Below are 25,766 nucleotides of genomic sequence, written 5' to 3' on the forward strand. Positions count from 1 at the left end.
GAGCCGGGCCCGGCGGTCACAACCCCAGCGAGCGCTGCACCTCCCGCAACGTCTGCGCCGACGCCCGCAACCCGGCGGCCTCGTCGGGCGAGAGGGGGATCTCGAGTACCCGGCCGGCGCCGCGGCCGTCGACGATCGTCGGCAGCGACAGGCACACCCCTTCGATCCCGTGCACGCCGCGCTGCAGCGTCGAGACCGGCAGCACCCGGTGCTGATCCCGCAGCACCGCCTCCACGATGCGGGCGGTGGACAGGCCGATGGCCAGGTTGGTGGCGCCTTTGCCCTGGATGATCTCGTACGCGCTGCGCATCACCCGGGTGGAGATCTGCTCGCGGACCGCGGCGTCGAACACCGCCGCTCCGTGCTCGTCGCGGTACTCGGTGGCCGGAACCCCACCCACCGTCGCGCTCGACCACAGGGTGATCTCCGAATCGCCGTGCTCGCCGACGATGAGGGCGTGCACGTTCTCCACCGCGACGCCGACGTGCTGCGCGACGAGGAAGCGCAACCGTCCCGAGTCGAGGACCGTGCCGGACCCGAGGATCTGCCCGTCGGGGGCGTCCGTTGCGCGGATCGCCGCATACGTCACCACGTCGACCGGGTTGCTGACGAACAGCACCACCGCCTCGGGGGAGAGCGCGAGCAGCGCCGGTGTGAGTTCCCGGACGATGCGCACGTTCGCTGCCGCCAGCTCGAGCCGTGACTGGCCCGGCTTCTGCTTGGCGCCCGCCGTCACGACGATCAGATCGGAGCCGGCGGTGACGGCGAGGTCGTCGGCGCCGTCGATGCGGCACGCGGGGGCGAACTGGGTGCCGTGGTTCAGGTCGAGCACCTCGGCCCGCACCTTGTCGGTGTTCGGATCGAACAGGGCCAGCGAATCCGCCGAGCCCCGGATCAGGCATGCGTAGGCGACGGCGGTGCCGACGCTGCCGGCGCCGACGATCGAAACCTTGGACTTGGACGCACGGGTCGTCGACATGGATTCGATCGTCGTCGCTCCGCGCTCGATCCGCACCCCGACGGTGCAGCCGTTAGCCTTCGCATCATGAACGTTCAACCGTTCGACGCCGTGCTGTTCGACTTCTCCGGCACGTTGTTCCGGCTCGAGGAGGACGAATCCTGGCTGGCCGACCTCACCGACGAGCGGGGCGAGCCCTTCGACGTGCACCGGCAGGCCGAGCTGATGCGCCGGATGACCGCCCCCACCGGTCAGCCCGTCGAGATGGACGCCGCCGAGCATCACGCCTGGATCAACCGCGACCGCGACCCCCGCTGGCACCGGGACGCATACCTGACGGTGCTGCGCCGTTCCGGAGTCGCCGACGAGGGGCAGGCCCTCGGCCTGTACACCAAGCTGACCGATCCGCGCTGCTGGACGGTCTACCCGGACACGGTGCCGGTGATCGAGGCGCTCGCCGGCGAGGGCCTCGCGGTGGCCGTGCTGAGCAACATCGCCTTCGACATCCGGCCGGCGTTCGCGGCGCTCGGTATCGACGATCTGGTGTCGGAGTTCGTGCTTTCCTTCGAAGTCGGCGCGGTCAAACCGGAGCCGGAGATCTTCCGGCACGCGACCGCGGCGCTCGGGGTGTCCCCGGAGCGCACCCTGATGGTGGGCGACAGTGAGGAAGCCGACGGTGCGGCCCGCCGCATCGGCTGCTCCTTCGCCCTCGTCGAGCCGCTGCCCACCGCCGAGCGTCGCCGCGGACTGTGGCGCGCGTTGTTCGCGGCGGGCCTCAGTCCCTCGGAACCAGGCGCAGGGAGATCGAGTTGATGCAGTACCGCTGATCCGTCGGAGTCGGGTACCCCTCGCCCTCGAACACGTGCCCGAGATGGCTGTGGCAGGACGCGCACAGTACCTCCACCCGGCGCATGCCGAGGGACGTGTCGGAGCGCAGGATCACCGCGTCACTCGACGCCGGGTCGAAGAACGAGGGCCACCCGCAGTGCGAATGGAACTTCTCGGTGCTGCGGAACAGTTCGGCTCCGCAGGCGCGGCACTCGTACACACCCTCGGTCTCCGTGTCGGTGTATTCGCCGACGAAGGGCCGCTCGGTGCCGGCCTGCCGCAGCACCGCGTACTCCGCGGCGGTGAGGCGGGCGCGCCATTCGTCGTCGCTGCGGGATACCTTCGGCGCGGGTTCGGTCGGGACAGCGTCAGCCATGAACTCCACGCTAGCCGTCACCGCGGTTCGTCGCCACGAGCTCGCCCTGCGGTGCGGGCTCGTGTGCCGGCAACAGGAACGACGGTTCGATGCCGTCCGCCAGCCGGCCCTCCCGCCGGGCGGCCAGATAGCGGTCGAGCAGCACGGCGAAGATCACGATGAGCAGCAGCGACCACCCGAACGTCGTCTTCATGTACTCGGCGGCGCGCCCGGCCTCCGGCCACCGCCCCGACAGCCAGCTGTCGTAGCTCATGAAGCCGTAGACCGCCAGCCAGGCCGGCCAGTTCCGCATCACCGAATTGGGCAACACGACCGTCATCAGCAACGGGAACAGCATCATCGAGTAGTACATCTGGCCGAGCGAACCGAGCAGGAACGACGCGGTGAGCAACACCCCCGTGCTCGTGCCGACGAAGAAGAGCTCGTCGTGGCGGCAGTACCGGTACAGCAGCCACAGCGAGACGACGACCATGAGGCCCAGGACGACGCGCAGCCCGAGGATCAGCCACGCCGGCAGGCCGTAGTACATGCCGTTGCCGACGATGGCGCTGTTGAAGTAGTCGCGTGCCTCGAACAGGTACGGCGTGGTGCGCTCGACGAACGCCCAGGCGTCCACCGAGAGCGGCCACGCGACGAGCGTCAGGCCGAGCGGCACCGCCGCGGCAGTGGCGAACACCTTCCACTGCCGGCGCACGAACGGAATCAGCAGCAGGGGCGCGAGGATCGGTTTGACCGCGAACGTCAACCCGATCGCGACGCCCGCCCACAGATCGCGCCGGCTCAGCAACAGCGTCAGGAAGGCGACCTCGCCGAGCAGGACGAGGCCGTTGATGTTGGTGAAGACCAGGGTGTTCGTCACCGTCTCGGAACTGAACGCCGCCAACAGGAGGATCGGGGCGAGCACCGAGTCGAGACCGTAGCCGAACATTCGCAGCAGCAGGTACAGCGCCACGATGATCGCGATCGCGTTGGCGATGATGAACAGCCACCGGGAGCGTTCGGGGTCGATCACCGCGATCGGGGAGATCAGCAACGTCCCGGACGGGGGGTACAGATAGTGCGGGTCCACCCACTCGAAGTTCGCCGTGTACACCGGCCGGCGGTTGAGAAACGCCAGGGCCGCGTTGTAGACGGGAGTGAAGTCGTCGGTGCGGAATCCGTTGACGGCTTTGACCACCACACGGTGCAGCACCGTGAGCACGGCCAACGGCCACACCACGCACTTGACCACCTCCGCGGTGGTGCGGGCGGTGCGGGGCTCGAGGCGGCTGAGGAACACTACGGCACGGTACACCGAGAGCCGGGAGCGGCCGCCCACCGTCCCCACCCGACGGCGCCGGGCCCGGGACGCGGCGCACGCTGATTCACGCCGGGCACAGGCTGCCGTTCGGCGGCAGGGCACCGGTGTCGAGGTAGGCCGCCAGGCGTGCCTGGACGCAGCCGGAGTGCAGGACCGCGGAGTATCCGGCACCCTGCCAGGACAGCGCCGCCCACCGGGCCGAGACGGCGGTGAGGGCGCCGGTGACCGACTCGAGGCCCGCGCTGCCGACGAGCGGATCGGCGGCACCCGTCGTCACCAGCACGGGTACGCGCACCTCCGGCGGCAGCGGCGGTGTCGGCATGCTCGGCCAGGCGCTGCACGCGGTGAGACCGACCGCGCTGTCGCCGCCGAACAGGGGGTAGTTCGCCGACCACGTTCGCTGCAGCTCGGTGGCCCGGGCCGTCGTGGGCCATCGCTGACCGTCGCTGCAGCGGGAGACGAACTGCCCGTCGGACGACAGCACGGCCTCGGCGGCGCCGACGAGTTCGAGCATCGGCGTCACGTCTCCCGCACCGGCGGCGGACAGAGCGTCGGACAGCTCGCGGACCCGGGCCTGCGCGTCGCTGCGGGGGGTTCCCAGAAACCACGTCACCGCGGTGAGCAGGGCGTTCGACGAGAGCGGTGCAAGAGCGCCGGTCGCGGCGCGGGCGTGCAGGTCTTCGAGCGCGGCCCGCGGGTCCGGCCCCAGCGAGCACGCCAGCGCGACGCACTGGCGGGCGAACGCGTCGACCGCCGACTCCGCGCCGCGCACCCGGCTCTCGGCCAGCAGTTCGGCGTCGGCCGTCGCGGCGGCGGGGGAGTCGAGGACGAGGCGGCCGAGGGTGGTCGGGTACTTCGACGCGTAGGCGAGGGCGACCGTGGCGCCGTTGCCGATGCCGAGCACGCCGATCCGATCGACGCCCCACGTGGTTCGCAGCTGCTCGAGATCGTCGGCGGCGTGGGCGGCGTCGAACAGCAGTTCCTGCGGCTGCAGGTAGTCGGTGCATGCGATGGTGGCCTGCCGCCCGAGTTCGGCGACCCGCTCCGGACCGTCGCCGGTGCGGCCGAACTGTCCGTGGTCGGCCAGGGCGCGCCGGTCCGCTCCGAAGATGCACTCGATCGGCTGGGAGGCGCCGAGGCCGCGCCGATCCACCGCGACGATCGGCCGGGAGGCCACGAGTTCGGCGAGCGAGCCGGTCGACAGTGCGGCCAGCGCCCGCGAGGAGGGCATGTCCGCGCCCGTCGTCATGACGAGCGGGGCCGCATCGGTGGGAGTCTGTGCCAGCCGGGCGCGCAGCACGTCGAGCGGAAACGAACCCGGCACGGTGCCTGTGGCGTCGATCGCAGCGGGAAGCTGGGCGCATTCGAGGACGAGACCGGTGGGTCCCGGCGGCAGCTGCTGGGCGGCGAGGGTGTCGGCGGTGCAGTCGCGCCAGTCCAGGTCCCGGGCCGGCACCGGTAGCTCCGGGGCGAGGGCCGGATCCTCGCCGGTGGGAGTGGCCCGGCCGTCCGCCTCCTGCACCACCGCGACGTCGGGGCGTACCGAAGGGCCCGCCCCGCACGCGGCGGTCATCGTTCCGAGCACGACGATGCCCACGGTGAGCACACGGGTTCTGCGCATGCGCACAGCCTGCCAGGTCGGTGCGCGGGCCCGCGCACGTGACCGGATCGTCCGATCCGCCGGATGTGACGATCAGGTGTACGTGGTGTGAAGTAGGTCGCAATCTGCCCCGGGTGTACCGGTCGCCTCGAGCGACGGCCCTACCCTGGAGAAATGCACGAACGTCTCGTCGATCGCAATCCCGTGGTGCCGTCCGACCAACTGGTGGCCCAGATGGTTCCGCCCGCGATGTTCGACGACGTGAGCTTCGCGTCCTACATCCCCGATCCGAACGAGCCGAGCCAGGCGACCGCTGTCGCGACGGCGGAGGAGTTCGCCCACAAGATCGCGAAGATCCGGGGGGGCGGCCGGCGCGGCCTGTTCGGACGGAAGGCGCCGTCCACCGGCGCCGGTCTCTACCTCGACGGCGGCTTCGGCGTCGGCAAGACCCACCTACTGGCCTCGATCTTCCACGCGGCGCCGTCGCCGAAGGCGTTCGGCACCTTCGTGGAGCTGACCCACGTCGTCGGCGCTCTCGGCTTCAACAAGGCCGTCGAGGAGCTGTCCGGCCACAGCGTGCTGTGCATCGACGAGTTCGAGCTCGACGACCCGGGCGACACGATGCTGGTCTCCCGCCTGCTGACCGAACTCTCGGCGCGGGGCGTGTCCATCGTCGCCACGTCCAACACCCTGCCCGGGCAGCTGGGAGAGGGGCGATTCGCGGCGCAGGACTTCCTGCGCGAGATCAAGAAGCTCGCCTCGATCTTCGAGACCATCCGCGTGGACGGCCCCGACTACCGCCATCGCGACCTGCCGCCGGCCCCGGACCCGATCAGCTCCGAGGAGCTGCTCGATCGCGCCGATGCGGTCCCCGGCGCCACCCTCGACGACTTCGACGAGCTGTGCGCGCACCTGAGCACGCTGCATCCGTCCCGGTACGGCAAGCTCGTCGAGGGCGTCGCGGCCGTCTTCCTCAACGGGGTTCATGCCGCCCACGACCAGTCCGTGGCGCTGCGTCTGGTGGTGCTCGCCGACCGGCTCTACGACGCGAGCATTCCGGTGACCGTCGCCGGCGCGAAGCTGGACGAGATCTTCACCGACGAGATGCTCGCCGGCGGCTACCGCAAGAAGTACCTGCGTGCGACCTCGCGCCTGTTGGCGCTGTCGCGGTTCGAGACCGCCGCCAGCTGAGTCGGGTTCCCGGCTGCCCCCGCCGCAGGCGGCGCCCGCGCGTCACAGGGTGCGTTGCATGACGTAGTCGTGATGGGTCTGCGAGCCGACCTGGAACGTGCGCGTTCCCACGACCTCGAACTCGTTCTTGGCGTAGAACCGCCGGGCCCGAGAGTTCTGCTGGTTGACCCCCAGCCACAGCCCCCGGCAGCCGGCTGCCCGGGCATGCTCGACGACGGCAGCCATCAGGGCCGCCGCCACTCCGGTGCCGTGCTTGCCCGGCAGCACGTAGAGCTTGCTGATCTCGGTGGTGGGCAGCGCGGTCACGGCTTCACGGACTTCCGGGTCCGTCGGTTCGGCATCGACGGCCATGAGGTAGCCCACGATCTCGCCGCCGACGGTCGCCTTGAGCACGATGCGGGTCGGGTCGGTGAGGTACTCGCTGAACCGTTCCGCCGAGAGGGTGTCGTCGATGAATGCGGCGATGTCCTCCTGGGAGGCGTCGGCCGGGCAGGCCAGGGGGAACGTGGTGGCTGCGACATCGGCGATGGTCTCGGCATCCCAGATGCCGGCCTGCTCGACGGAGACGTTCGCGGTCGATTCCTCGAGTGACGGAGTGGACATGGGAACCAGTAGATCACTCGGCGGGGCACCGCGCCGACGGTCGGGGCAGGTATCCGTTCGACGTCCGGAAATGGCTGAACCCCAGCCTTGGATGGGGGGTCATGGCTGGGGTTCATTACCATCGGGGGGATGGCATCTCCGACAATACATGAGGAATCCCTCAGGTTCCAACCGGGGTGGTCACGGTTGGGTCACGGGCCGGCCGTCCGGGTGGTTGCCTTCCGCCGGGCAACGCTCTACTGTGGGCTCTCATGAAGCGCGTACTCGTAGTTCACCGCCGTAGCGGGGTCTGATTCGGACCGACCCCTCGCTGCGGGTCGTCGAGCTACCTGTCGGTCCTCCCTTCACGCGGAAGACCTCCTACGATGAACGCCTTCACCTCCACCGCTCCCCGCACCTCCTACGCCGCCGGCGACGCGGAGACCGCATACTCGGCGCCGATCGATCCGTTCGCCGCCCGCTACGGACGATCCCTGCCGCGCGAGTTGCGTGCCGAGGCGCTCGGCACGAGCTGGACCGAGTTCACCGCGACCTATGCACCGCACGGGCCGGTCCGTCTCGGTGGCTGGTCGGCCGGGGCTCCGTGCGCCGGTCGGCGGAACTTCGAGGCCACTTTCGGCGTGGGAGAGACCATCCACACGGCGGCGGCGACGGCCACCGGTCCGGTGGCCGCCATGACCGTCATGATGCACACCCTCGGGATGCCGCTCGAGATTCTCTCGTTCCACCAGTTCGACCTCGGCGACACCCACACGACATTCCTGCTGTGCGAGGCGGACGGGCGCCGGCTCTGGAGCATGGGTGCCGCGGCGAGCGGAACCGAATCGGCACTGCGCGCGATGATCGCGGGAGCCAACCGGCTGCACGCTTCCCGCTGAGGGGGCGGTGACACGACGAAGGCCCTCCCGACCGGGAGGGCCTTCGCCGTCGAGTGGTGTGGGCGACCGGGACCGGCGACCTCGTCCGGGTGGCACACCGGGGGGTGGAGCGGATGACGGGATTCGAACCCGCGACCCTCACCTTGGCAAGGTGATGCGCTACCAGCTGCGCTACATCCGCATGCGCACTCCCCGGCCCGAGGGACCGGGCGACGGAGTGCAGCGTGGAAAGGGTGGATCGTGGTGCGCGATACTGGGATCGAACCAGTGACCTCTTCCGTGTCAGGGAAGCGCTCTCCCGCTGAGCTAATCGCGCCGGGGGGTGGAGCGGATGACGGGATTCGAACCCGCGACCCTCACCTTGGCAAGGTGATGCGCTACCAGCTGCGCTACATCCGCATGCGCACTCCCCGACCCGGTGACCCGGGTCGAGAAGTGCAGGGTGAAACCTGGTCGATCATGGTGCGCGATACTGGGATTGAACCAGTGACCTCTTCCGTGTCAGGGAAGCGCTCTCCCGCTGAGCTAATCGCGCGAGGTGGAGACGGGAATCGAACCCGTGTGCACGGCTTTGCAGGCCGTTGCCTCACCACTCGGCCACTCCACCGTAAAAGGTCGAGTCCAACCTCTCGAGCGGATGACGGGATTCGAACCCGCGACCCTCACCTTGGCAAGGTGATGCGCTACCAGCTGCGCTACATCCGCATCGCACCGCCCGGCGCCGTGCTCTCCGTGGTGCGGTTGAGAACATTAGCCGACCATCGTCAGAACACACAAATCTGCAGGTGAGGGCATGGACGAGCCGTCCTGGTGGATCCTGCCCGGCCCGTTCCGGCGGCGGGTCGGGCCAGCGAGCGCCGGCTGGGCGATCCGTTCGGTGAGGGGCACGGAACTCGCGCCCCCTCGGGGCGCGGCATCCCGACGCGGTATCGAAAACACAGGCGACCAGGCGATTCGTGTTCATCCGATGGGCGTGTTAATGTTCCTTCTCGTTCGAGCCGCTGCGAAGCGGCCCGGTCCCGTGGCTCAGTGGAAGAGCGTCCCGTTCACACCGGGGAGGTCGCTGGTTCGATCCCAGCCGGGACCACAGCACCGACGAAGGGCACCCCACGGGGTGCCCTTCGTCGTTTCCGGGCCGGCGCGGTTCGCGTCCGGCCGGAACGTGTCGGCGACGGAGCGGCGGTGACCTGCGCGTTCACCGAACCGCGCTGCGCTGATGGCAGGATTGCGGTCGGTGTGAGGAGGATGCGACTGATGAGCGTCGCCGACAACAACTGGCCCCTGGTCGGGGCCACAGGAGCACGATTCGGATCGGCCGGCCGCCGGCGCAAGGATCACCCGGCACCCGGCGCCGCCGACCGCGGAGCGGCCACGCCCGCGGTGGACGCCCCGACCACGGGGACCTCCGCGGCCGTCGCCGTCCCCGCGTCGCAGCCGATGCCCGCGGTCCCGAGGCACACGGCGGCCACGAGGGAGGAAGAACCGATCGGGCAGCAGCCCTCCTTCGTCCGTCCCTTCGTGCGCAGCCAGGGCCGGACCCGCTCCGAGGTGGATCTCCCGCTCGAGGTCCTCGTCTCCGCCGTGAGCGACGCCGAGGGAACTGCGGGTCTCGAGGAGCACCGCACCATCCTGGCGCTGTGCGCCGAACCGCGGTCCATCATGGAGATCGCGGCCCTGGCCCGACTGCCTCTGGGCGTCGCACGTGTCCTGGTGGGAGATCTCGCCGCCACGGGAGAACTCACCGTCCACCGCACCGCCGACGGACTCGGACCCGACGCCCAGTTGCTGTCTCGGGTCCTCGGCGGCCTGCGTCGGCTCTAGCCCGCCCGACGCCCGGCAGTGCCCGGGTGAACTGCCGTTCCGGGTGGTGTCGATAGCATGGTCTGGTTGCCGGACGCGTGGCATACCCCGCGGCGTCGGCGGCACCCATCACCGGCACGAGCCCGAGGAGCCCACCACAGTGACGACGCCCGCATCCGTAGACCCCACCGTGCTCGTCCGGGTGCCCGCGGGGACCACTGCCGGTGCCGCCCTCCGGGAGGCGGGCCTGCCCAACAGCGGGCCCGACGCGGTCGTCGTGGTCCGCGACGAGGAGGGGCGGCTGCGGGACCTGTCGTGGACGCCGGAACAGGACACCCAGGTCGAGCCGGTCGCCGCCGCCACCGAGGACGGCCGCTCCGTCATCCGGCACTCCGCGGCACACGTCCTCGCCCAGGCGGTGCAGCAGGAGTTCCCCGAGGCCAAGCTCGGCATCGGTCCCCCGATCAAGGACGGCTTCTACTACGACTTCCAGGTCGACCGCCCCTTCACTCCCGAGGACCTGACGAAGCTCGAGAAGCGCATGAAGCAGATCGTCAAGGGGGCGCAGCGGTTCTCCCGCCGCGTCGTCGAGAGCCTGGACGACGCACGCGAGGAACTGAAGAACGAGCCGTTCAAGCTCGAGCTGATCAGCGAGAAGTCGGCCGGAAACAGCTCCCTGGACGAGGACCCCGAGATCATGGAGGTCGGCGGCAAGGAACTGACGATCTACGACAACCTCAATCCGCGCACCGGCGAGAAGATCTGGGCCGATCTGTGCCGCGGTCCGCACATCCCCACCACCAAGTACATCCCGGCGTTCAAGCTCACCCGCAGCTCCGCCGCCTATTGGCGCGGCGACCAGGACAATGCCGGTCTCCAGCGCATCTACGGCACCGCGTGGGAGTCCGCGGAGGCGCAGGAGCGCTACCTCGAGCTGCTCGCCGAGGCCGAGCGCCGTGATCACCGCAAGCTCGGCAACGAGCTCGACCTGTTCAGCTTCCCCGACGAGCTCGGCTCCGGCCTCCCGGTGTTCCACCCCAAGGGCGGCATCATCCGCCAGGAGATGGAGAACTACTCCCGCAAGCGGCATGTCGAGGCCGGCTACGAGTTCGTGTACTCCCCGCACATCACGAAGGGTCACCTCTACGAGGTGTCCGGCCATCTCGACTGGTACCGCGACGGCATGTTCCCCGCGATGCACATCGACGAGGAACTGGCCGAGGACGGCACCGTGCGCAAGCCGGGCCAGGACTACTACCTCAAGCCGATGAACTGCCCGATGCACAACCTCGTCTTCCGGTCCCGCGGCCGGTCCTACCGCGAGCTGCCGCTGCGGCTGTTCGAATTCGGCTCGGTGTACCGGTACGAGAAGTCCGGCGTCGTCCACGGTCTGACCCGGGTGCGTGGCATGACGCAGGACGACGCGCACATCTACTGCACCCGCGAGCAGATGCGCGACGAGCTGACCACGACCCTGAACTTCGTCCTCGACCTGCTCAAGGACTACGGCCTCGAGGACTACTACCTCGAGCTGTCGACGAAGAACCCCAAGAAGTTCGTCGGCGACGACGCCCTGTGGGAGGAGGCCACCGAGACCCTGCGCGAGGTCGGCGAGGCCTCCGGGCTCGATCTCGTGCCGGATCCGGGCGGTGCCGCCTTCTACGGCCCCAAGATCTCCGTCCAGGTTCAGGACGCGCTCGGGCGCAGCTGGCAGATGTCGACGATCCAGCTCGACTTCAACCTGCCCGAGCGATTCGAGCTCGAGTACACCGGCCCCGACGGCAGCAAGCACCGGCCGGTGATGATCCACCGGGCCCTGTTCGGTTCGATCGAGCGCTTCTTCGGCGTGCTCACCGAGCACTACGCGGGTGCCTTCCCGGCGTGGCTCGCCCCCGTCCAGGTCGTCGGGATTCCCGTCGCGGAGGCCTTCGAGGATCACCTGTTCGACGTCACCCGGCAGTTGAAGGCCGCCGGGGTGCGGGCCGAAGTCGACACCAGCGACGACCGGATGCAGAAGAAGATCCGCAACCACACCACGCAGAAGGTGCCGTTCATGCTGCTCGCGGGCGAGCGTGACGTCGCCGCCGGCGCGGTCAGCTTCCGGTTCCGCGACGGTACGCAGGTCAACGGGGTACCCGTGGCCGACGCGGTCCGTCTGGTGACCGAGTGGATCGAGCGGCGGGAGAACGCCTCGCCCACCGCGGAGCTCGTCGCTCCCGTCGACCGCGGCGGCGCCGCATGAGCGGGGACTGCTCCGACGACGCCCTCGTCGATCGGGGTGCCGGCGAACCCGATCACCTCCAGCGACTGTGGTCCCCGCACCGCATGTCGTACATCGCGGAGGCGCCCCGCTCCAAGGAGGCGCCCTACGAGCCCTTCACCGACATCCCGAAGATGCGGGACGAGGAGGGCCTCGTCGTCGCGCGCGGCGAGCACGTGTACGCGGTGCTCAACCTGTATCCCTACAACCCCGGCCATCTGATGGTCGTGCCGTACCGGCGGGTCGCCAACCTCGAGGACCTCACCCCCGAGGAGAGCACCGAGCTGATGTCGTTCGCGCAGCGGGCGATCCTGGTCATCAAGAGCGTCTCGCGGCCGCACGGCTTCAACGTGGGGCTCAACCTCGGGGCCGCCGCCGGGGGCTCACTCGCCGAGCACCTGCACCTGCACGTGGTGCCGCGGTGGGGTGGCGACGCCAACTTCATCACCGTTCTCGGCGGCGCCAAGGTCATGCCGCAGCTGCTGCGCGACACCCGCGCGTTGCTCGCTGCGGCCTGGAACGACTGACACCGGCCCGAACCGAACGCCGTCCCCGCGACTGTATGGTTGTCGCCGTTCGCAGGCATGGCAGGATCGTGTCCCGGACGCAACGATGTGACGAAAGACGGGGGTCGGTGGGATGCTCAGCTTCTTCGGGCGTGCGTCGGTGTCGAAGGTCACCGCGCCGCTCGGCAGGGCCCTGATCCGCACCGGCCTCACGCCGGACGCGGTGACACTGATCGGCACCGTCGCCACGATCGCCGCCGCCGTGACGCTGTTCCCGATGGGGCAGTTGTTCTGGGGTGCGATGGTGATCGGGCTGTTCGTGATGTTCGACATGCTCGACGGCGCCATGGCGCGGGCCCGAGGTGGCGGCACCCGCTTCGGCGCGGTCCTCGACGCCACCTGTGACCGGGTCGCCGACGGTGCGATCTTCGCCGGGCTCGCCTGGTGGGCGGTCTACGAGGAACAGAGCCGGCCGCTGCTGGTCGCCACCCTCATCTGCCTCGTCACCTCCCAGGTCATCTCCTATGCCAAGGCCCGCGCGGAAGCGAGCGGCCTGTCCGCCGACGGCGGCTTGATCGAACGTCCCGACCGGCTCGTCATCGTCCTGGTCGGCGCCGGCTTCACCGGGCTCGGCCTGTGGTGGGCGATCCACGCCGCAATGTGGCTGCTCGCCGCCGGTTCGGTGATCACCGTGTTCCAGCGGGTGCTCGCGGTGCGGCGCTCCCCGGAGGCCCGCGAGCTGCTGCCCCTGCCGTCGTCGACTCCGGCCGACGGAGCACCGTCGTCGGCCCCGGCCGACGGAGACGCCCGATGAGCGTGACGGAACGCGCCTCCGACCTCGGCTACGCCGCGGGATGGCGGCTCGTGCGGGCGCTGCCCGAGTCCACTGCGCGCCGGCTGTTCGACGTCGGGGCCGAGTACGCCGCCCGTCGCGGCGCCGGCCCGCAGCAGTTGCGTCGCAACCTGGCCCGCGTCCTGGGTGTGCCCGCGGCGCAGGTCCCGGACGAGCTGATCCGGCAGTCCCTGCGGTCCTACGCCCGGTACTGGCGGGAGGCGTTCCGGCTGCCCTCCATGGACCTCGCCGCGACGGCTGCGGCACTCGACGACGCCGTCGAGGGCCGCGAACACATCGAACAGGCCCTGGCGGCCGGGCGCGGTGCAATTCTCGCCCTGCCGCACAGCGGGAACTGGGACATGGCCGGTGTGTGGTGCACGCAGACCTACGGCGGACTGTCCACGGTGGCCGAACGCCTGCGCCCGGAATCGCTCTACCAGCGGTTCGTCGCGTACCGCGAAAGCCTCGGCTTCGAGATCTTCCCCCTCAGCGGCGGTGAGACCCCGCCGTTCGACCGGCTCGAGACCCGGTTGCGCGAGAACCGGATCGTCTGCCTGCTCGGCGAACGCGACCTGGCCCGCAGGGGCGTGCCGGTCACGTTCTTCGGTGAGCCCACCCGCATGCCCGCCGGCCCGGCGAAGCTGGCCGTCGAGACCGGGGCGCCCCTGCTGCCGGTGCACTGCTGGTTCACCGTCGACGGCTGGGGTTTCCGGGTCCATCCCGAGATCGATGTCACCGGCGGGATCGGACCGGCGACCCAGGCGCTGGCCGACTGCTTCGCCGCGGACATCGCCGAACACCCGGCGGACTGGCACATGCTGCAACCGCTCTGGCTCGACGACCTCTCCGAGGCCCGCCTGGCCCGGATGGAGGCGCGGTGAAGATCGGCATGGTGTGCCCGTACTCGTTCGACGTACCGGGCGGGGTGCAGGCGCACGTCGTGGACCTGGCGACCGTGCTCATCGAACGCGGCCACCGGGTCAGTGTCCTCGCTCCGGCATCCGACCGCACGGAACTGCCCGACTTCGTCGTCTCCGCCGGACGCGCCGTCGCCATCCCCTACAACGGGTCCGTGGCACGTTTGAGCTTCGGCCCCGTGTCCTACGCGCGGGTCCGGCGATGGATCAACGACAACGACTTCGACGTCCTGCACATCCACGAGCCCAACGCCCCGAGCCTGTCGATGCTCGCCCTGAAGATCGCGGAAGGGCCCATCGTCGCGACCTTCCACACCTCGACGACCAAGTCGCTGGTACTGAGCACGTTCCAAGGTGTGCTGCAGCCGTATCTCGAGAAGATCAGCGGTCGCATCGCCGTGTCCGAGCTCGCCCGCCGCTGGCAGGTGACCTCCCTCGGCTCCGACGCCGTGGAGATCCCCAACGGAGTCGACGTGTCGTCGTTCGCGCACGCCCCCGCGTTGCCCGGGTATCCCCGCGCCGGCCGCACCGTGCTGTTCCTCGGCCGGTACGACGAACCGCGTAAGGGCATGGGGGTGCTGCTCGGCGCGCTGCCCCTGCTCGTCGAGCACTACCCGGACCTGCAGGTCCTCGTGGTCGGCCGCGGGGACGAGGAACGGCTGCGCAAGGAGGCCGGACCGCACGCACGGCACCTGCGGCTGCTCGGCCAGGTGTCCGACGCGGAGAAGGCCTCGGCCATGCGCAGCGCCGACGTCTACTGCGCCCCCAACCTCGGTGGGGAGAGCTTCGGCATCGTGCTCGTGGAGGCGATGGCCGCCGGTACCGCGGTAGTGGCCAGCGAACTCGACGCGTTCCGCCGGGTGCTGCGCGACGGCCGCGCCGGCGTACTCGTCCCGGTGGGCGACTCGGCGGCGCTCGCCGCTTCGATCCGCGGCCTGCTCGACGACGCAGCCCGGCGCCGCGCCCTCGTGGAGGCGGCGAACGAGATCGTCGGCGCGTACGACTGGCCGGTGGTGGCCGAGCAGATCCTGCGCGTATACGAGACCGTCACGGTCGGGGCCGGGCCGGTCCGCGAGGTCCGGTCGTGACATGCAGCCGGGCGACGCCGCCGCGTGAGGGGAGTGGGACGTGACGCTGTCCGCGCTGACCGTACTCGTCCTCGCGCTGGTCACCGCGCTCGTCGTCGCGCTCGGGCTGTGGGCGTACGGCACGGCCAACCGGCTGGACCGGCTGCACGTGCGGTCGGACCTCTCCTGGCAGGCGCTCGACGCCGCCCTGGCTCGCCGCGCCGTGGTGGTGCGCGGGATCGCGGCCTCCGTCCCGGTCGCCGAAGGCCGCCGGCTGGCCGCCCTGGCCGACCGTGCCGAGCGGGCGGACCGTGCCGAACGGGAGTCGGCGGAGAACACGCTGTCGGCCGCCGTGGCCGCGGTCGACACCGAGCGGCTCCGACCGCAGCTGGTGGCCGAACTCGCCGACGCCGAGGCGCGGGTGCTGATCGCCCGCCGATTCCACAACGACGCCGTCCGCGACACCCTGGCATTGCGTGCCCGCCGTCCGGTCCGGTGGCTGCACCTCGGTGGCACGGCGCCGTTGCCCACCTACTTCGAGATCACCGAGCGCACCGGCCCGGCTGCCGCGACGGGCCTGTCGCTCGACGAGACGCGCACCTCGGCGCGGGTCGTGCTGTTCGACCACGAGGGGCGGGTGTTGCTGCTGCGCGGCCACGACCCGACCACGCCGGACGTGCACTTCTGGTTCACCGTCGGCGGCGCCGTCGAGGTGGGGGAGACGTTGCGCGCGGCCGCGGCCCGCGAGGTGGGGGAGGAGACCGGTCTGCCGGTCGCGCCCGGGCAACTGTGCGGACCCCTGTGGCGCCGAGTGGCGGTATTCCCCTTCAACGGGGAACTCATCCGTTCGGAGGAGCTGTTCTTCGCCCTGCAGACGCCCGCCTTCGAACCGGGGAGCAGCGGATTCACGGACCTCGAGCGCCGCATGAGCCTCGAACACCGTTGGTTCGCCGAGAACGAGATCCGGGACCTGCAGCGACGCGGGGAGGCCGTGTACCCGCAGGATCTCGCCGATCTGCTGGGCGAGGCGCGTGACGTCGCCGTACGCCGCGTGGAACCGGAGGTTCGTGCCATCCGGTGAGCTGCGGCGCTCGAGGCAGGCCGTGTCGATGCCCGCGAGGCAGGCCGTGTCGATGCCCGCGAGGCAGGCCGTGTCGATGCCCGCGAGGCAGGCCAGGGCCTCGCGACTGGCTATGGGACGGCCGTCCGGCCGCACCTAGAATCGGGAGCGGCGTCGTGACGTGCCCGAATCCGTCCGCCGCGCCAGTCTCTGCAGGCCATACCCCAGGAGTTTGTTGCTGTGAGCAGCCCCGAGTCCGTCCCCACCACCGGTACCGCCCGCGTCAAGCGCGGCATGGCCGAGATGCTCAAGGGCGGCGTGATCATGGACGTGGTCACCCCCGAGCAGGCGAAGATCGCCGAGGACGCGGGTGCCGTCGCCGTCATGGCGCTCGAGCGCGTCCCCGCCGACATCCGCGCCCAGGGAGGCGTGTCCCGCATGTCCGACCCGGACATGATCGAAGGCATCATCGAGGCCGTGTCCATCCCCGTGATGGCCAAGGCGCGTATCGGTCACTTCGTCGAGGCACAGATCCTGCAGGCCCTCGGCGTGGACTACATCGACGAGTCGGAGGTGCTCACTCCCGCCGACTACGAGAACCACATCGACAAGTTCGCGTTCACCGTGCCGTTCGTGTGCGGCGCCACCAACCTCGGTGAAGCGCTGCGCCGGATCAACGAGGGCGCGGCGATGATCCGTTCCAAGGGTGAGGCCGGCACCGGCGACGTCTCCAACGCCACCACCCACATGCGGAAGATCCGGCAGGAGATCCGGCGGTTGACCTCCCTGCCGGAGGACGAGCTGTACGTCGCGGCCAAGGAACTGCAGGCCCCGTACGACCTGGTCGTCGAGGTCGCCCAGGCCGGCAAGCTGCCGGTGACCCTGTTCACGGCCGGGGGCATCGCCACCCCGGCGGACGCGGCGATGATGATGCAGCTCGGCGCCGAGGGCGTGTTCGTCGGTTCGGGCATCTTCAAGTCCGGCAACCCGGCCGAGCGTGCCGCCGCGATCGTCAAGGCCACCACCTTCTACGACGACCCGGGCGTGCTCGCGAAGGTCTCGCGCGGCCTGGGCGAGGCCATGGTCGGCATCAACGTCGACGACATCCCGGTGCCGCACCGCCTCGCCGAGCGAGGCTGGTGACCCGCACGACCGCCGGCTTTCCCGGGTGCGACGGGAGCCTCCACCGTGTCGGAGGCTCCCGTCGCTCCGTTCCGGGCACCTGCCGCTAGCCTGTCGCAGGACTGGGAAGGAGCCCGCATGGCGAAGATCGAGGAGATCCTGGCGCTCGAACATCTCGAGAAGAACATCTTCCGGGGCGTGGCGACGGAGACGTCGCTGCAACGCACCTTCGGGGGCCAGGTCGCCGGGCAGGCGCTGGTGTCCGCGGTGCGCACCGTCGATCCGGCGTACTCGGTGCATTCGTTGCACGGATACTTCGTCCGTCCCGGTAACCCGGCGAAGCCGATCGTGTATCTCGTCGACCCGATCCGCGACGGCCGGTCGTTCGGCACCCGGCGGGTGACTGCCGTTCAGGACGGGCAGGCGATCTTCACCATGTCCGCATCGTTCCACGTCCAGGACGAGGGCATCGAGCACCAGGACGAGATGCCCCCGGTGCCGGATCCCGAGGAACTCTCCGGCCTCGCGGACTCGGAGGACCCCGGAAACGAGTGGGCCAGGCGGGAATGGCCCGAGTGGGACCTGCGGCGGGTGCCGGAGGACCGCATCTTCCGGCGCACCGGCATCGTGTCCCAGCAGCAGGTGTGGTTCCGGGTCCGGGACCCGCTCCCGGACGACAACGTGCTGCACGTGTGCACCCTGGCGTACATGAGCGACATGACGTTGCTCGGTTCCGCGAGCGTCGCGCATCCCGACGAGAAGACCCAGGGCGCCTCCCTCGACCACGCCATGTGGTTCCTGCGCTCCTTCCGCGCCGACGACTGGTTGCTGTACGACCAGACCTCCCCGTCGGCCGGCTTCGGGCGGGCCCTGACACAGGGACGCATCTTCGACCGGAACGGGCGCATGGTCGCCGCGGTGGTACAAGAGGGATTGACCCGCTACCTGCGTTGATGAGCGGGTGCCCGGTTCCCGGTCCGTGAGCCGGGGCACCTCGCCCCGGCTGCTAGCGTGGACGTCCAGGTTCCGGGCGGGCGTTGCCCGTCCCCGACAGAACAGGCGACAGTGGAAAGTTCTCCGACCATCGGCGTGCTCGCTCTCCAAGGCGACGTCCGCGAGCACCTGACCGCACTCGAAGCGGCCGGCGCCCGCGCGATCGGCGTGCGCCGGCCCGGCGAGCTCGACGCCGTCGACGGCCTGGTGATCCCCGGTGGGGAGTCCACCACCATGAGCCGGCTGTTGCAGGTGTTCGACCTCCTCGAGCCGCTGCGTGCGCGCCTGAAGGCCGGGCTGCCCGCGTACGGATCCTGCGCCGGGATGATCCTGCTCGCCTCGCAGGTCCTCGACACCCGTCCGGACGCCGAGCATCTCGACGCCCTCGACATCACGGTCCGACGCAACGCCTTCGGTCGCCAGGTCGACTCGTTCGAGGCCGACCTCACCGTCGCGGGCATCGAGGGCGACCCGGTGCGTGCGGTGTTCATCCGGGCCCCCTGGGTGGAAGAGGTCGGCCCCGGCGTGGAAGTTCTGGCCACCGTCCCGGAGGGGCCGGCCGCCGGACGGGTCGTCGCCGTGCGCCAGGGCGCCGTGATGGCGACGTCGTTCCACCCGGAGGTCACCGGTGACCTCCGGGTGCACCGGCTGTTCGTCGACACCGTCCGTTCGGGGTCACTGCTCGCGGAGTAGAATCGACCCTCCGAACCAGTCGGACCCGGTCCGACCTCACCTCGCCGGAAGGGGCTCCAATCGAATGAGCGGCCACTCCAAATGGGCCACCACCAAGCACAAGAAGGCGGCCATCGACGCCAAGCGCGGCAAGATGTTCGCGAAGCTGATCAAGAACATCGAGGTGGCGGCCCGGACCGGCGGTGGTGACCCGGCGGGCAATCCGACGCTGTACGACGCCATCCAGAAGGCGAAGAAGAGCTCGGTCCCCAACGACAACATCGAGCGGGCCCGCAAGCGTGGCGCCGGTGAGGAAGCCGGCGGCGCGGACTGGCAGACGATCACCTACGAGGGCTACGGCCCCAGTGGCGTCGCCGTCCTCATCGAGTGCCTCACCGACAACCGCAACCGCGCGGCGGGCGAGGTCCGCACCGCGATGACCCGCAACGGCGGCAACATGGCCGACCCCGGTTCGGTGTCGTACCTGTTCACCCGCAAGGGTGTCGTCGTGCTCGAGAAGAACGGCCGCACCGAGGACGAGATTCTCGAGGTGGTGCTCGAGGCCGGTGCCGAGGAGATCAACGACCTCGGCGACAGCTTCGAGATCGTCTCCGAGGCGGGCGACCTCATCGCCGTGCGCACCGCGCTCGTCGAGGCGGGAATCGACTACGAATCGGCCGATCCGGACTTCCGGGCCTCGGTCGAGGTGCCCGTCGACGCGGAGAGCGCCCGCAAGGTGTTCAAGCTCGTCGACGCGCTCGAGGATTCCGATGACGTGCAGAACGTCTACACCAACGTCGACGTCTCCGACGAGGTCCTCGCCGAACTCGACGCCTGAGTCGGACGGCTCCCGGCCGGGGCTGCGTGTCGGTACCGCGACGCGCCGCCCCGGCCGCTATGCTCTCGAACAATTGTTCGTAGCGGTCGAGAGGTGAACGGGTGCGCGTGATGGGTGTGGACCCGGGACTGACGCGATGTGGTTTCGGCATCGTGGACACCGGTCGCGGGCGCGAGGTCGCTGCCGTCGCAGTGGATGTCATCCGCACACCTCCCGAGATGGACCTGCCGTCCCGGCTGCTGTGCATCTCCACGGCTGCCGAGGAGTGGCTCGACCGCTTCGAACCAGAGGTCGTCGCCGTCGAGCGGGTGTTCTCCCAGCACAACGTCCGTACCGCGATGGGCACCGCCCAGGCGGGGGGAGTGGTGGCGCTCTCCGCCGCCCGGCGCGGCATCCCGGTGGCCTTCCACACCCCGAGCCAGGTCAAGTCCGCCGTGACCGGAAACGGCTCGGCCGACAAGAAGCAGGTCACGGCGATGGTCACCAAGATCCTGGGCCTCGCCGCCGCCCCGAAGCCCGCGGACGCCGCGGACGCCCTCGCCCTGGCGATCTGCCACTGCTGGCGTGCGCCCATGCTCGCGCGCATGGCCGCCGCCGAAGCCGCCGCGGCCGAACAGAAACGACGGTACGAGGCGCGGCTGCGGGAACAGGCCGCCGCGCGGAAGGCAGGTGCACGGTGATCGCCTCGGTGCGCGGGGAAGTGCTCGAGATCGCCCTCGACCACGTCGTCATCGAATCCGCGGGGGTCGGCTACCGGATCCACGCCACGCCCGCCACCCTCGCCACGCTCCGTCGTGGCGAGGACACCCGCCTGGTCACGGCGATGATCGTGCGCGAGGACTCGATGACGCTGTACGGGTTCCCCGATCCCGACGCCCGGGACCTGTTCGGGTTGCTGCAGACGGTCTCCGGTGTCGGACCCCGACTCGCGATGGCCACCCTCGCGGTGCTCGATCCGGACTCGTTGCGTGCGGCCCTCGCCGACGGCAACACCGCTGCCCTGACCCGGGTCCCGGGCATCGGCAAACGCGGCGCCGAACGCATGGTCGTCGAACTACGGGACAAGGTGGCGGCGTACGCCGGCGCCTCCGCCCCGACGGCGGTGGTCGGCTCACCGATGCGGGACCAGGTGGTCGAGGCTCTCGTCGGGCTCGGTTTCCCCGTCAAGCAGGCGGAACAGTCCACCGACACGGTTCTCGCAGGTGACCCGCACGCCGATACCTCGACCGCGCTGCGGTCGGCGCTGGCTCTGCTGGGCAAGAGCCGATGATCGAGGACTTTCCCACCGAGGGAGCCTCGGACGAGGCTCCGATGACCGCCGAGTACACCGCCGGCGACGGCGACGTCGAGGCGAGTCTGCGGCCCAAGAATCTCGACGACTTCATCGGCCAGCCCCGGGTGCGGGAACAGCTGCAGCTGGTGCTGCGCGGGGCGAAGCTGCGCGGCGGCACCCCCGACCACATCCTGCTGTCCGGCCCACCGGGCCTGGGCAAGACGTCGATGGCCATGATCATCGCCGCCGAACTCGGGTCGTCGCTGCGGCTGACGTCGGGCCCCGCCCTGGAACGGGCCGGCGACCTGGCCGCGATGCTGTCCAACCTCGTCGAGGGGGACGTGCTGTTCATCGACGAGATCCACCGCATCGCGCGTCCCGCCGAGGAGATGCTGTACCTGGCGATGGAGGACTTCCGCGTCGACGTCGTCGTCGGCAAGGGTCCGGGTGCGACGTCGATCCCCCTCGAGGTGGCCCCGTTCACCCTCGTCGGAGCCACGACCCGTTCCGGGGCGCTGACCGGCCCGCTGCGCGACCGGTTCGGCTTCACCGCGCACATGGACTTCTACGAACCGGCGGAGCTACAGCAGATCCTGCTCCGCTCGGCCCGCATCCTCGGCATCGACCTGGGCGAGGAGGCGAGCGCCGAGATCGCCGGCCGTTCCCGCGGCACCCCGCGCATCGCCAACCGGCTGCTGCGACGGGTCCGCGACTACGCCGAGGTCCGCGCCGACGGCGTCATCACCCGCGAGATCGCCCGGGCCGCCCTCGCCGTCTACGACGTCGATGCGCTCGGCCTGGACCGACTCGACCGGGCCGTGCTGGGCGCGCTCGTCCGAAGTTTCGGGGGCGGACCGGTGGGCGTGTCCACCCTCGCGGTAGCCGTCGGTGAGGAGCCCGGCACCGTCGAGGAGGTGTGCGAGCCGTTTCTGGTGCGGGCGGGCATGATCGCGCGTACCCCGCGCGGGCGGGTCGCGACCCAGGCGGCGTGGCTGCAACTCGGGCTGACCCCGCCGCCGGAGGCCGCAACCGGCGGCATCGAGGTGCGGGCCCGCGAACCGCAGCCCGGCCTGTTCGACGACGACTGACCGCTCCGCCACCGGCGCCGGTACAGCAGCCGCGCCGGTAATGGCACACTGGTCTACTGCGCCGGTCCGCGACGACCGGCGCCCGATGCCGGACGACTTCGAGGACTGACTTCAACGATGGAACTGCTCTTCCCGCTGCTGATCCTTGCCCTGCTGGTGCCGACCTTCCTCGGCATCCGGCGCCAGAAGAAGGAGATGCAGAAGACCGCGGAACTGCAGGATGCGTTGCAGGTCGGCGACCGGGTGATGACCACGGCGGGACTGCACGCCACCATCACCGCGCTCACCGACACCACCGTGGAGCTCGAGATCGCACCCGGCGTGGTGACCACCTGGGCCCGGGTCGTGGTCCGTGAGCGGATCACCGATCAAGGCTCGGCGGACGAGACCGGTGGACTCTCGCTCGACAAGGGCGACGACACCGAGCCGCCGGCCGGGCGGCCGACCGAGCACTGAAGAACCGAGCACTGAAGAACCGAGCACCGAACAACCGAGCACCGAAGAACCGAGCACCGAAGAACCGAGCACCGAACGGCCGGACTCTGCCCGGTCGACATCCCGGCCGATGTGCGGGCCGGGCGGGGGCCGCGCCCGACGGGTGCGATGGCCCCGTGACCAGCGCATCACTCACTCGCATCGAGGAGACTGACAGACCGTGGCACCTTCCAACGGATCGGTGCATCCAGTTCGCTCCCTCGCCCTGTTCGGGGCGATCCTGGTGGCGCTGTATGCACTGATCTTCTTCACCGGGGACAAATCGGCGACGCCGAAGCTCGGCATCGACCTGCAGGGCGGCACCCGAGTAACCCTCACCGCCCGCACCCCGGACGGCAGTGCGCCCAGCCAGGACAGTCTCCGGCAGGCCCAGCAGATCATCGAGACCCGCGTGAACGGTCTCGGGGTGTCCGGTTCCGAGGTCGTCATCGACGGGGACAACCTGGTGATCACGGTGCCCGGCGACGACAGCTCGCAGGCCCGGACCCTCGGTCAGACCGCGCGCCTGTACATCCGGCCCGTGATCGGCCAGCCCATTGCGAGCGCGAACTCCGCTCAGCCCGCGCCCGCGGACTCCCCGGCTCCCGTTCCCGGGACGCCGGCACCCGGCGCCGCGACGCCCGCCCCGGAACCGGCCGCACCGGAACCGCAAGGCCGGCCGTTCCCGGCGCAGGATCCCACCGACACCCCGACCCCCGACACCCCGACCCCCGACAGCCCGGAGACCGGCACCCCGGCACCCGCCACGGACACCCCGGCCCCCGCTCCCGCGGAGGACCTCGACCCGCAGGCTCGGGCGGCCGCGGACATCGCGGCGGCGAAGGAGACGCGGCAGAGCGAGGACCCGGCCGTCCTGCAGGAGGCGATGGCCAACTTGGACTGCTCGGCCGCCGACCCGCTTGCCGGCAACGACGATCCGGCCAAGCCGCTGGTGGCCTGCTCCACCGACGGCACCGCCGTCTATCTGCTCGGCCCGAGCATCATCGACGGTCAGCAGATCACCGACGCGTCCGCCGGCTACAACTCCCAGCAGTCCCGCTACGAGGTCAGCCTGACGTTCGACTCCGAGGGCAGCAGCACCTGGGCGCAGTTCACCGCCGCCAACATCGGCCAGCAGGCTGCGTTCGTCCTCGACTCCAAGGTGGTCAGTGCGCCCGTCATCCAGGGCGCCACCCCCGCCGGAAGCGCAACCTCCATCACCGGCAACTTCAGCAACACCGAGGCCACCGAGCTCGCCAACACCCTCAAGTACGGCTCGCTGCCCCTGTCCTTCGCGGCGTCGGAGGCCGAGACGGTGTCCGCAACCCTCGGTCTGGCGTCCCTCGAGGCCGGGCTGATCGCCGGCGTCGTCGGACTGCTCCTGGTGCTGATCTACAGCCTCGTGTACTACCGCATGCTCGGGGTACTCGTCGCGCTGTCGCTGGTGCTGTCCGGCCTCGCCGTGTACGCGGTGATGGTGCTGCTCGGCCGCTACATCAACTTCACCCTCGATCTCGCGGGCATCGCCGGCCTGATCATCGGTATCGGCATGACCGCCGATTCGTTCGTGGTCTTCTTCGAACGCATCAAGGACGAGATCCGTGAAGGACGCAGCTTCCGCTCCGCCGTGCCCCGCGGCTGGGCGCGGGCCCGCCGGACCATCCTGTCCGGCAACGCCGTGAGCTTCATCGCGGCCGCGGTGCTCTACATCCTCGCGGTCGGCCAGGTCCGTGGCTTCGCGTTCACGCTGGGTCTGACCACCATCCTCGACGTCGTGGTCGTGTTCCTCGTGACCTGGCCGCTGGTGCACCTCGCGTCGAAGTCGAAGTTCTGGTCCAAGCCGAGCGTGAACGGTCTCGGCGCCATTCAGCAGGTCGCCCGTGAGCGCCAGCTCGCGGCTGCCTCGGCGAAGGAGGCGTGACGATGACCGACACCACCACGACCGCACCCCGGCACAGCACCCTCTCGCGCCTCTACACCGGCACGGGCGCGTTCGAGATCGTCGGCCGCCGCAAGTTCTACTATCTGCTCACCGGCGCCATCGTGCTGGTGGCGCTGCTGAGCATGCTGATCCGCGGTTTCACCTGGGGCATCGACTTCGAGGGCGGCACCCGCATCCAGCTCCCGGCCGCCGAGGGCGTCACCACCGAACAGGTGGAGACGGTGTACTCCGACACCCTCGGCGCGGAACCCGAATCGGTGCAGACCGTCGGGTCCGGCGCCGGCGCCTCCATCCAGATCCGGTCGGAAGCCCTCGACCTGGAACAGGTCCGGGCGCTGCAGAACGCGCTCTACGACGAGTTCCAGCCCACCGGGCCCGACGGCGTGCCGTCGCGCGACGCGATCAGCGTCGCCGACGTCAGCGAGACGTGGGGCGGACAGATCACCCAGAAGGCCCTCATCGCACTCGCGGTGTTCCTGGTGCTCGTCAGCATCTACATCGCGGTGCGCTACGAGCGGGACATGGCACTCGCGGCGCTGGCCGCGCTGTTCTTCGACATGATCGTGACCGCGGGGGTGTACTCCCTCGTCGGCTTCGAGGTCACCCCGGCCACCGTCATCGGCCTGCTCACCATCCTCGGCTTCTCGCTGTACGACTCCGTGGTGGTGTTCGACAAGGTCGAGGAGAACACCCGCGGCATTCTGCACCTGCATCGACGGACCTACGCCGAGCAGGCCAACCTCGCCGTCAACCAGACCCTCATGCGGTCGATCAACACCACCGTCATCTCGGTGCTGCCGGTGCTCGCGCTGATGGTGATCGCGGTGTGGCTGCTCGGCGTCGGCACCCTCAAGGACCTGGCCCTCGTCCAGCTCGTCGGCATCGTGGTCGGCGCCTACTCGTCGATCTTCTTCGCGACTCCGCTGCTGGTGACCCTCAAGGAATGGCGCGGGCCGGTGGCCGCACACACCCGCAAGGTGCTCGCCAAGCGCGGCGCCGCCGGATCGCGGGCCGTGCTTCCCGCCGGGGAGGCGGTCGGCGCGCACGCCGGCGCGACACCCGTGTCCGTGACCAAGCGCCTCGGAGCGACCACGACGGCGGGCGTCGGGGCCGCGCCGGTGGCCGAGCGCACCCCCAGACCGGGCGTCCGGCCCACCGGAAAGCGCGCCAAGAGAAGGCACTGAC

The 25,766-nt window shown here is 70.2% G+C and carries 25 protein-coding genes and 7 tRNA genes; 21 read left to right on the forward strand and 11 right to left on the reverse strand.

Annotation, left to right across the window (positions count from 1 at the left end; all coding sequences use genetic code 11):
* Positions 1-16 precede the first annotated feature (16 nt).
* Positions 17-979 (reverse strand): L-lactate dehydrogenase, encoded by a 963-nt coding sequence (locus QNA09_RS09910; protein ID WP_026137915.1) that lies wholly within the window; start codon positions 977-979, stop codon positions 17-19.
* Positions 980-1,045: 66 nt separating this feature from the next.
* Here QNA09_RS09910 and QNA09_RS09915 point away from each other — a divergent pair, with 66 nt between their 5' ends.
* A complete protein-coding gene (locus QNA09_RS09915; protein WP_010592562.1) occupies positions 1,046-1,771 on the forward strand; it encodes an HAD family hydrolase in 726 nt (241 codons plus the stop codon).
* On the opposite strand, the gene msrB is transcribed toward QNA09_RS09915, so the two are convergent.
* The 3 genes from msrB to QNA09_RS09930 are packed head-to-tail and all read right to left on the reverse strand — an operon-like array spanning position 1,734 to position 5,083.
* Entirely contained in the window at positions 1,734-2,162 is a 429-nt protein-coding gene (msrB, locus tag QNA09_RS09920; protein ID WP_026137914.1) for a peptide-methionine (R)-S-oxide reductase MsrB, read from the reverse strand. The two genes, QNA09_RS09915 and msrB, sit on opposite strands and share 38 nt — an antisense overlap.
* Positions 2,163-2,172: 10 nt before the next feature.
* Entirely contained in the window at positions 2,173-3,480 is a 1,308-nt protein-coding gene (locus QNA09_RS09925; RefSeq protein WP_010592560.1) for a glycosyltransferase family 87 protein, read from the reverse strand.
* Between the two features lie 46 nt (positions 3,481-3,526).
* A complete protein-coding gene (locus tag QNA09_RS09930) occupies positions 3,527-5,083 on the reverse strand; it encodes an alpha/beta hydrolase (RefSeq protein ID WP_162919310.1) in 1,557 nt (518 codons plus the stop codon).
* 153 nt (positions 5,084-5,236) lie between these two features.
* On the opposite strand from QNA09_RS09930, the gene zapE reads away from it, so the two are divergent.
* The gene (gene zapE / locus QNA09_RS09935; RefSeq protein WP_010592558.1) at positions 5,237-6,253 is read left to right on the forward strand and encodes a cell division protein ZapE; all 1,017 of its coding nucleotides are present in this window, start codon (positions 5,237-5,239) and stop codon (positions 6,251-6,253) included.
* A gap of 42 nt (positions 6,254-6,295) precedes the next feature.
* On the opposite strand, the gene QNA09_RS09940 is transcribed toward zapE, so the two are convergent.
* Positions 6,296-6,856, reverse strand: coding sequence for a GNAT family N-acetyltransferase (locus tag QNA09_RS09940; RefSeq protein ID WP_010592557.1), 561 nt, complete (start codon positions 6,854-6,856; stop codon positions 6,296-6,298).
* A gap of 365 nt (positions 6,857-7,221) precedes the next feature.
* Between QNA09_RS09940 and QNA09_RS09945 the strand changes: the two genes are divergently transcribed.
* Entirely contained in the window at positions 7,222-7,734 is a 513-nt protein-coding gene (locus QNA09_RS09945; protein WP_102030738.1) for a 2-isopropylmalate synthase, read from the forward strand.
* Between the two features lie 105 nt (positions 7,735-7,839).
* On the opposite strand, the gene QNA09_RS09950 is transcribed toward QNA09_RS09945, so the two are convergent.
* The 6 genes from QNA09_RS09950 to QNA09_RS09975 all read right to left on the reverse strand — a co-directional run bounded on the left by QNA09_RS09950 (position 7,840) and on the right by QNA09_RS09975 (position 8,439).
* Positions 7,840-7,915, reverse strand: a tRNA-Gly gene (locus QNA09_RS09950).
* A gap of 60 nt (positions 7,916-7,975) precedes the next feature.
* Positions 7,976-8,050 (reverse strand) — tRNA-Val (locus QNA09_RS09955).
* Between the two features lie 7 nt (positions 8,051-8,057).
* A tRNA-Gly gene (locus QNA09_RS09960) sits at positions 8,058-8,133 on the reverse strand.
* 61 nt (positions 8,134-8,194) lie between these two features.
* Positions 8,195-8,269 (reverse strand) — tRNA-Val (locus QNA09_RS09965).
* A 1-nt stretch (position 8,270) separates the two neighbouring features.
* Positions 8,271-8,341 (reverse strand) — tRNA-Cys (locus QNA09_RS09970).
* Between the two features lie 25 nt (positions 8,342-8,366).
* Positions 8,367-8,439 (reverse strand) — tRNA-Gly (locus tag QNA09_RS09975).
* Between the two features lie 310 nt (positions 8,440-8,749).
* Here QNA09_RS09975 and QNA09_RS09980 point away from each other — a divergent pair.
* The 18 genes from QNA09_RS09980 (at position 8,750) to secF (ending at position 25,765) form a co-directional block, all read left to right on the forward strand.
* Positions 8,750-8,821, forward strand: a tRNA-Val gene (locus QNA09_RS09980).
* A 167-nt stretch (positions 8,822-8,988) separates the two neighbouring features.
* Positions 8,989-9,555: a DUF742 domain-containing protein gene (locus QNA09_RS09985; protein WP_010596833.1), complete on the forward strand. Its 567-nt coding sequence runs from the start codon at positions 8,989-8,991 to the stop codon at positions 9,553-9,555.
* A 139-nt stretch (positions 9,556-9,694) separates the two neighbouring features.
* Complete coding sequence (gene thrS, locus QNA09_RS09990) at positions 9,695-11,776, forward strand: threonine--tRNA ligase (RefSeq protein ID WP_010596834.1); 2,082 nt, start codon at positions 9,695-9,697, stop codon at positions 11,774-11,776.
* On the forward strand, positions 11,773-12,321 hold the full coding sequence (locus QNA09_RS09995; protein ID WP_010596835.1) for an HIT domain-containing protein: 549 nt from the start codon (positions 11,773-11,775) through the stop codon (positions 12,319-12,321). Before thrS ends, QNA09_RS09995 begins: the two co-directional genes overlap by 4 nt.
* Positions 12,322-12,433: 112 nt before the next feature.
* Positions 12,434-13,114 (forward strand): phosphatidylinositol phosphate synthase, encoded by a 681-nt coding sequence (gene pgsA / locus QNA09_RS10000; RefSeq protein WP_010596836.1) that lies wholly within the window; start codon positions 12,434-12,436, stop codon positions 13,112-13,114.
* Positions 13,111-14,016, forward strand: coding sequence for a phosphatidylinositol mannoside acyltransferase (locus QNA09_RS10005; protein WP_017681354.1), 906 nt, complete (start codon positions 13,111-13,113; stop codon positions 14,014-14,016). The genes pgsA and QNA09_RS10005 overlap by 4 nt, the downstream gene beginning before the upstream one ends.
* Positions 14,013-15,140, forward strand: a complete 1,128-nt coding sequence (locus QNA09_RS10010; RefSeq protein WP_010596838.1) for a glycosyltransferase family 4 protein — start codon at positions 14,013-14,015, stop codon at positions 15,138-15,140. The genes QNA09_RS10005 and QNA09_RS10010 overlap by 4 nt, the downstream gene beginning before the upstream one ends.
* A gap of 40 nt (positions 15,141-15,180) precedes the next feature.
* Positions 15,181-16,200, forward strand: a complete 1,020-nt coding sequence (locus tag QNA09_RS10015) for an NUDIX domain-containing protein (protein ID WP_010596839.1) — start codon at positions 15,181-15,183, stop codon at positions 16,198-16,200.
* Between the two features lie 219 nt (positions 16,201-16,419).
* A complete protein-coding gene (pdxS, locus tag QNA09_RS10020) occupies positions 16,420-17,322 on the forward strand; it encodes a pyridoxal 5'-phosphate synthase lyase subunit PdxS (RefSeq protein ID WP_010596840.1) in 903 nt (300 codons plus the stop codon).
* A gap of 117 nt (positions 17,323-17,439) precedes the next feature.
* Positions 17,440-18,255, forward strand: coding sequence for an acyl-CoA thioesterase II (locus tag QNA09_RS10025; protein WP_010596841.1), 816 nt, complete (start codon positions 17,440-17,442; stop codon positions 18,253-18,255).
* A 111-nt stretch (positions 18,256-18,366) separates the two neighbouring features.
* The gene (pdxT, locus tag QNA09_RS10030) at positions 18,367-18,987 is read left to right on the forward strand and encodes a pyridoxal 5'-phosphate synthase glutaminase subunit PdxT (RefSeq protein WP_026137913.1); all 621 of its coding nucleotides are present in this window, start codon (positions 18,367-18,369) and stop codon (positions 18,985-18,987) included.
* A gap of 64 nt (positions 18,988-19,051) precedes the next feature.
* The gene (locus QNA09_RS10035; RefSeq protein WP_010596843.1) at positions 19,052-19,804 is read left to right on the forward strand and encodes a YebC/PmpR family DNA-binding transcriptional regulator; all 753 of its coding nucleotides are present in this window, start codon (positions 19,052-19,054) and stop codon (positions 19,802-19,804) included.
* Positions 19,805-19,905: 101 nt separating this feature from the next.
* The gene (gene ruvC, locus QNA09_RS10040; RefSeq protein WP_017681352.1) at positions 19,906-20,484 is read left to right on the forward strand and encodes a crossover junction endodeoxyribonuclease RuvC; all 579 of its coding nucleotides are present in this window, start codon (positions 19,906-19,908) and stop codon (positions 20,482-20,484) included.
* The gene (gene ruvA, locus QNA09_RS10045) at positions 20,481-21,074 is read left to right on the forward strand and encodes a Holliday junction branch migration protein RuvA (RefSeq protein ID WP_010596845.1); all 594 of its coding nucleotides are present in this window, start codon (positions 20,481-20,483) and stop codon (positions 21,072-21,074) included. Before ruvC ends, ruvA begins: the two co-directional genes overlap by 4 nt.
* The gene (gene ruvB / locus QNA09_RS10050; protein WP_010596846.1) at positions 21,071-22,165 is read left to right on the forward strand and encodes a Holliday junction branch migration DNA helicase RuvB; all 1,095 of its coding nucleotides are present in this window, start codon (positions 21,071-21,073) and stop codon (positions 22,163-22,165) included. Before ruvA ends, ruvB begins: the two co-directional genes overlap by 4 nt.
* 117 nt (positions 22,166-22,282) lie before the next feature.
* Positions 22,283-22,621 (forward strand): preprotein translocase subunit YajC, encoded by a 339-nt coding sequence (yajC, locus tag QNA09_RS10055; RefSeq protein ID WP_010596847.1) that lies wholly within the window; start codon positions 22,283-22,285, stop codon positions 22,619-22,621.
* Positions 22,622-22,820: 199 nt separating this feature from the next.
* Complete coding sequence (gene secD / locus QNA09_RS10060; protein WP_119699740.1) at positions 22,821-24,560, forward strand: protein translocase subunit SecD; 1,740 nt, start codon at positions 22,821-22,823, stop codon at positions 24,558-24,560.
* Between the two features lie 2 nt (positions 24,561-24,562).
* Entirely contained in the window at positions 24,563-25,765 is a 1,203-nt protein-coding gene (gene secF, locus QNA09_RS10065) for a protein translocase subunit SecF (RefSeq protein WP_244213245.1), read from the forward strand.
* The last annotated feature ends 1 nt before the right edge of the window (position 25,766 follow it).

It is taken from the genome of Rhodococcus sp. AH-ZY2 (assembly GCF_030916465.1).
Classification (GTDB): domain Bacteria; phylum Actinomycetota; class Actinomycetes; order Mycobacteriales; family Mycobacteriaceae; genus Rhodococcus; species Rhodococcus ruber.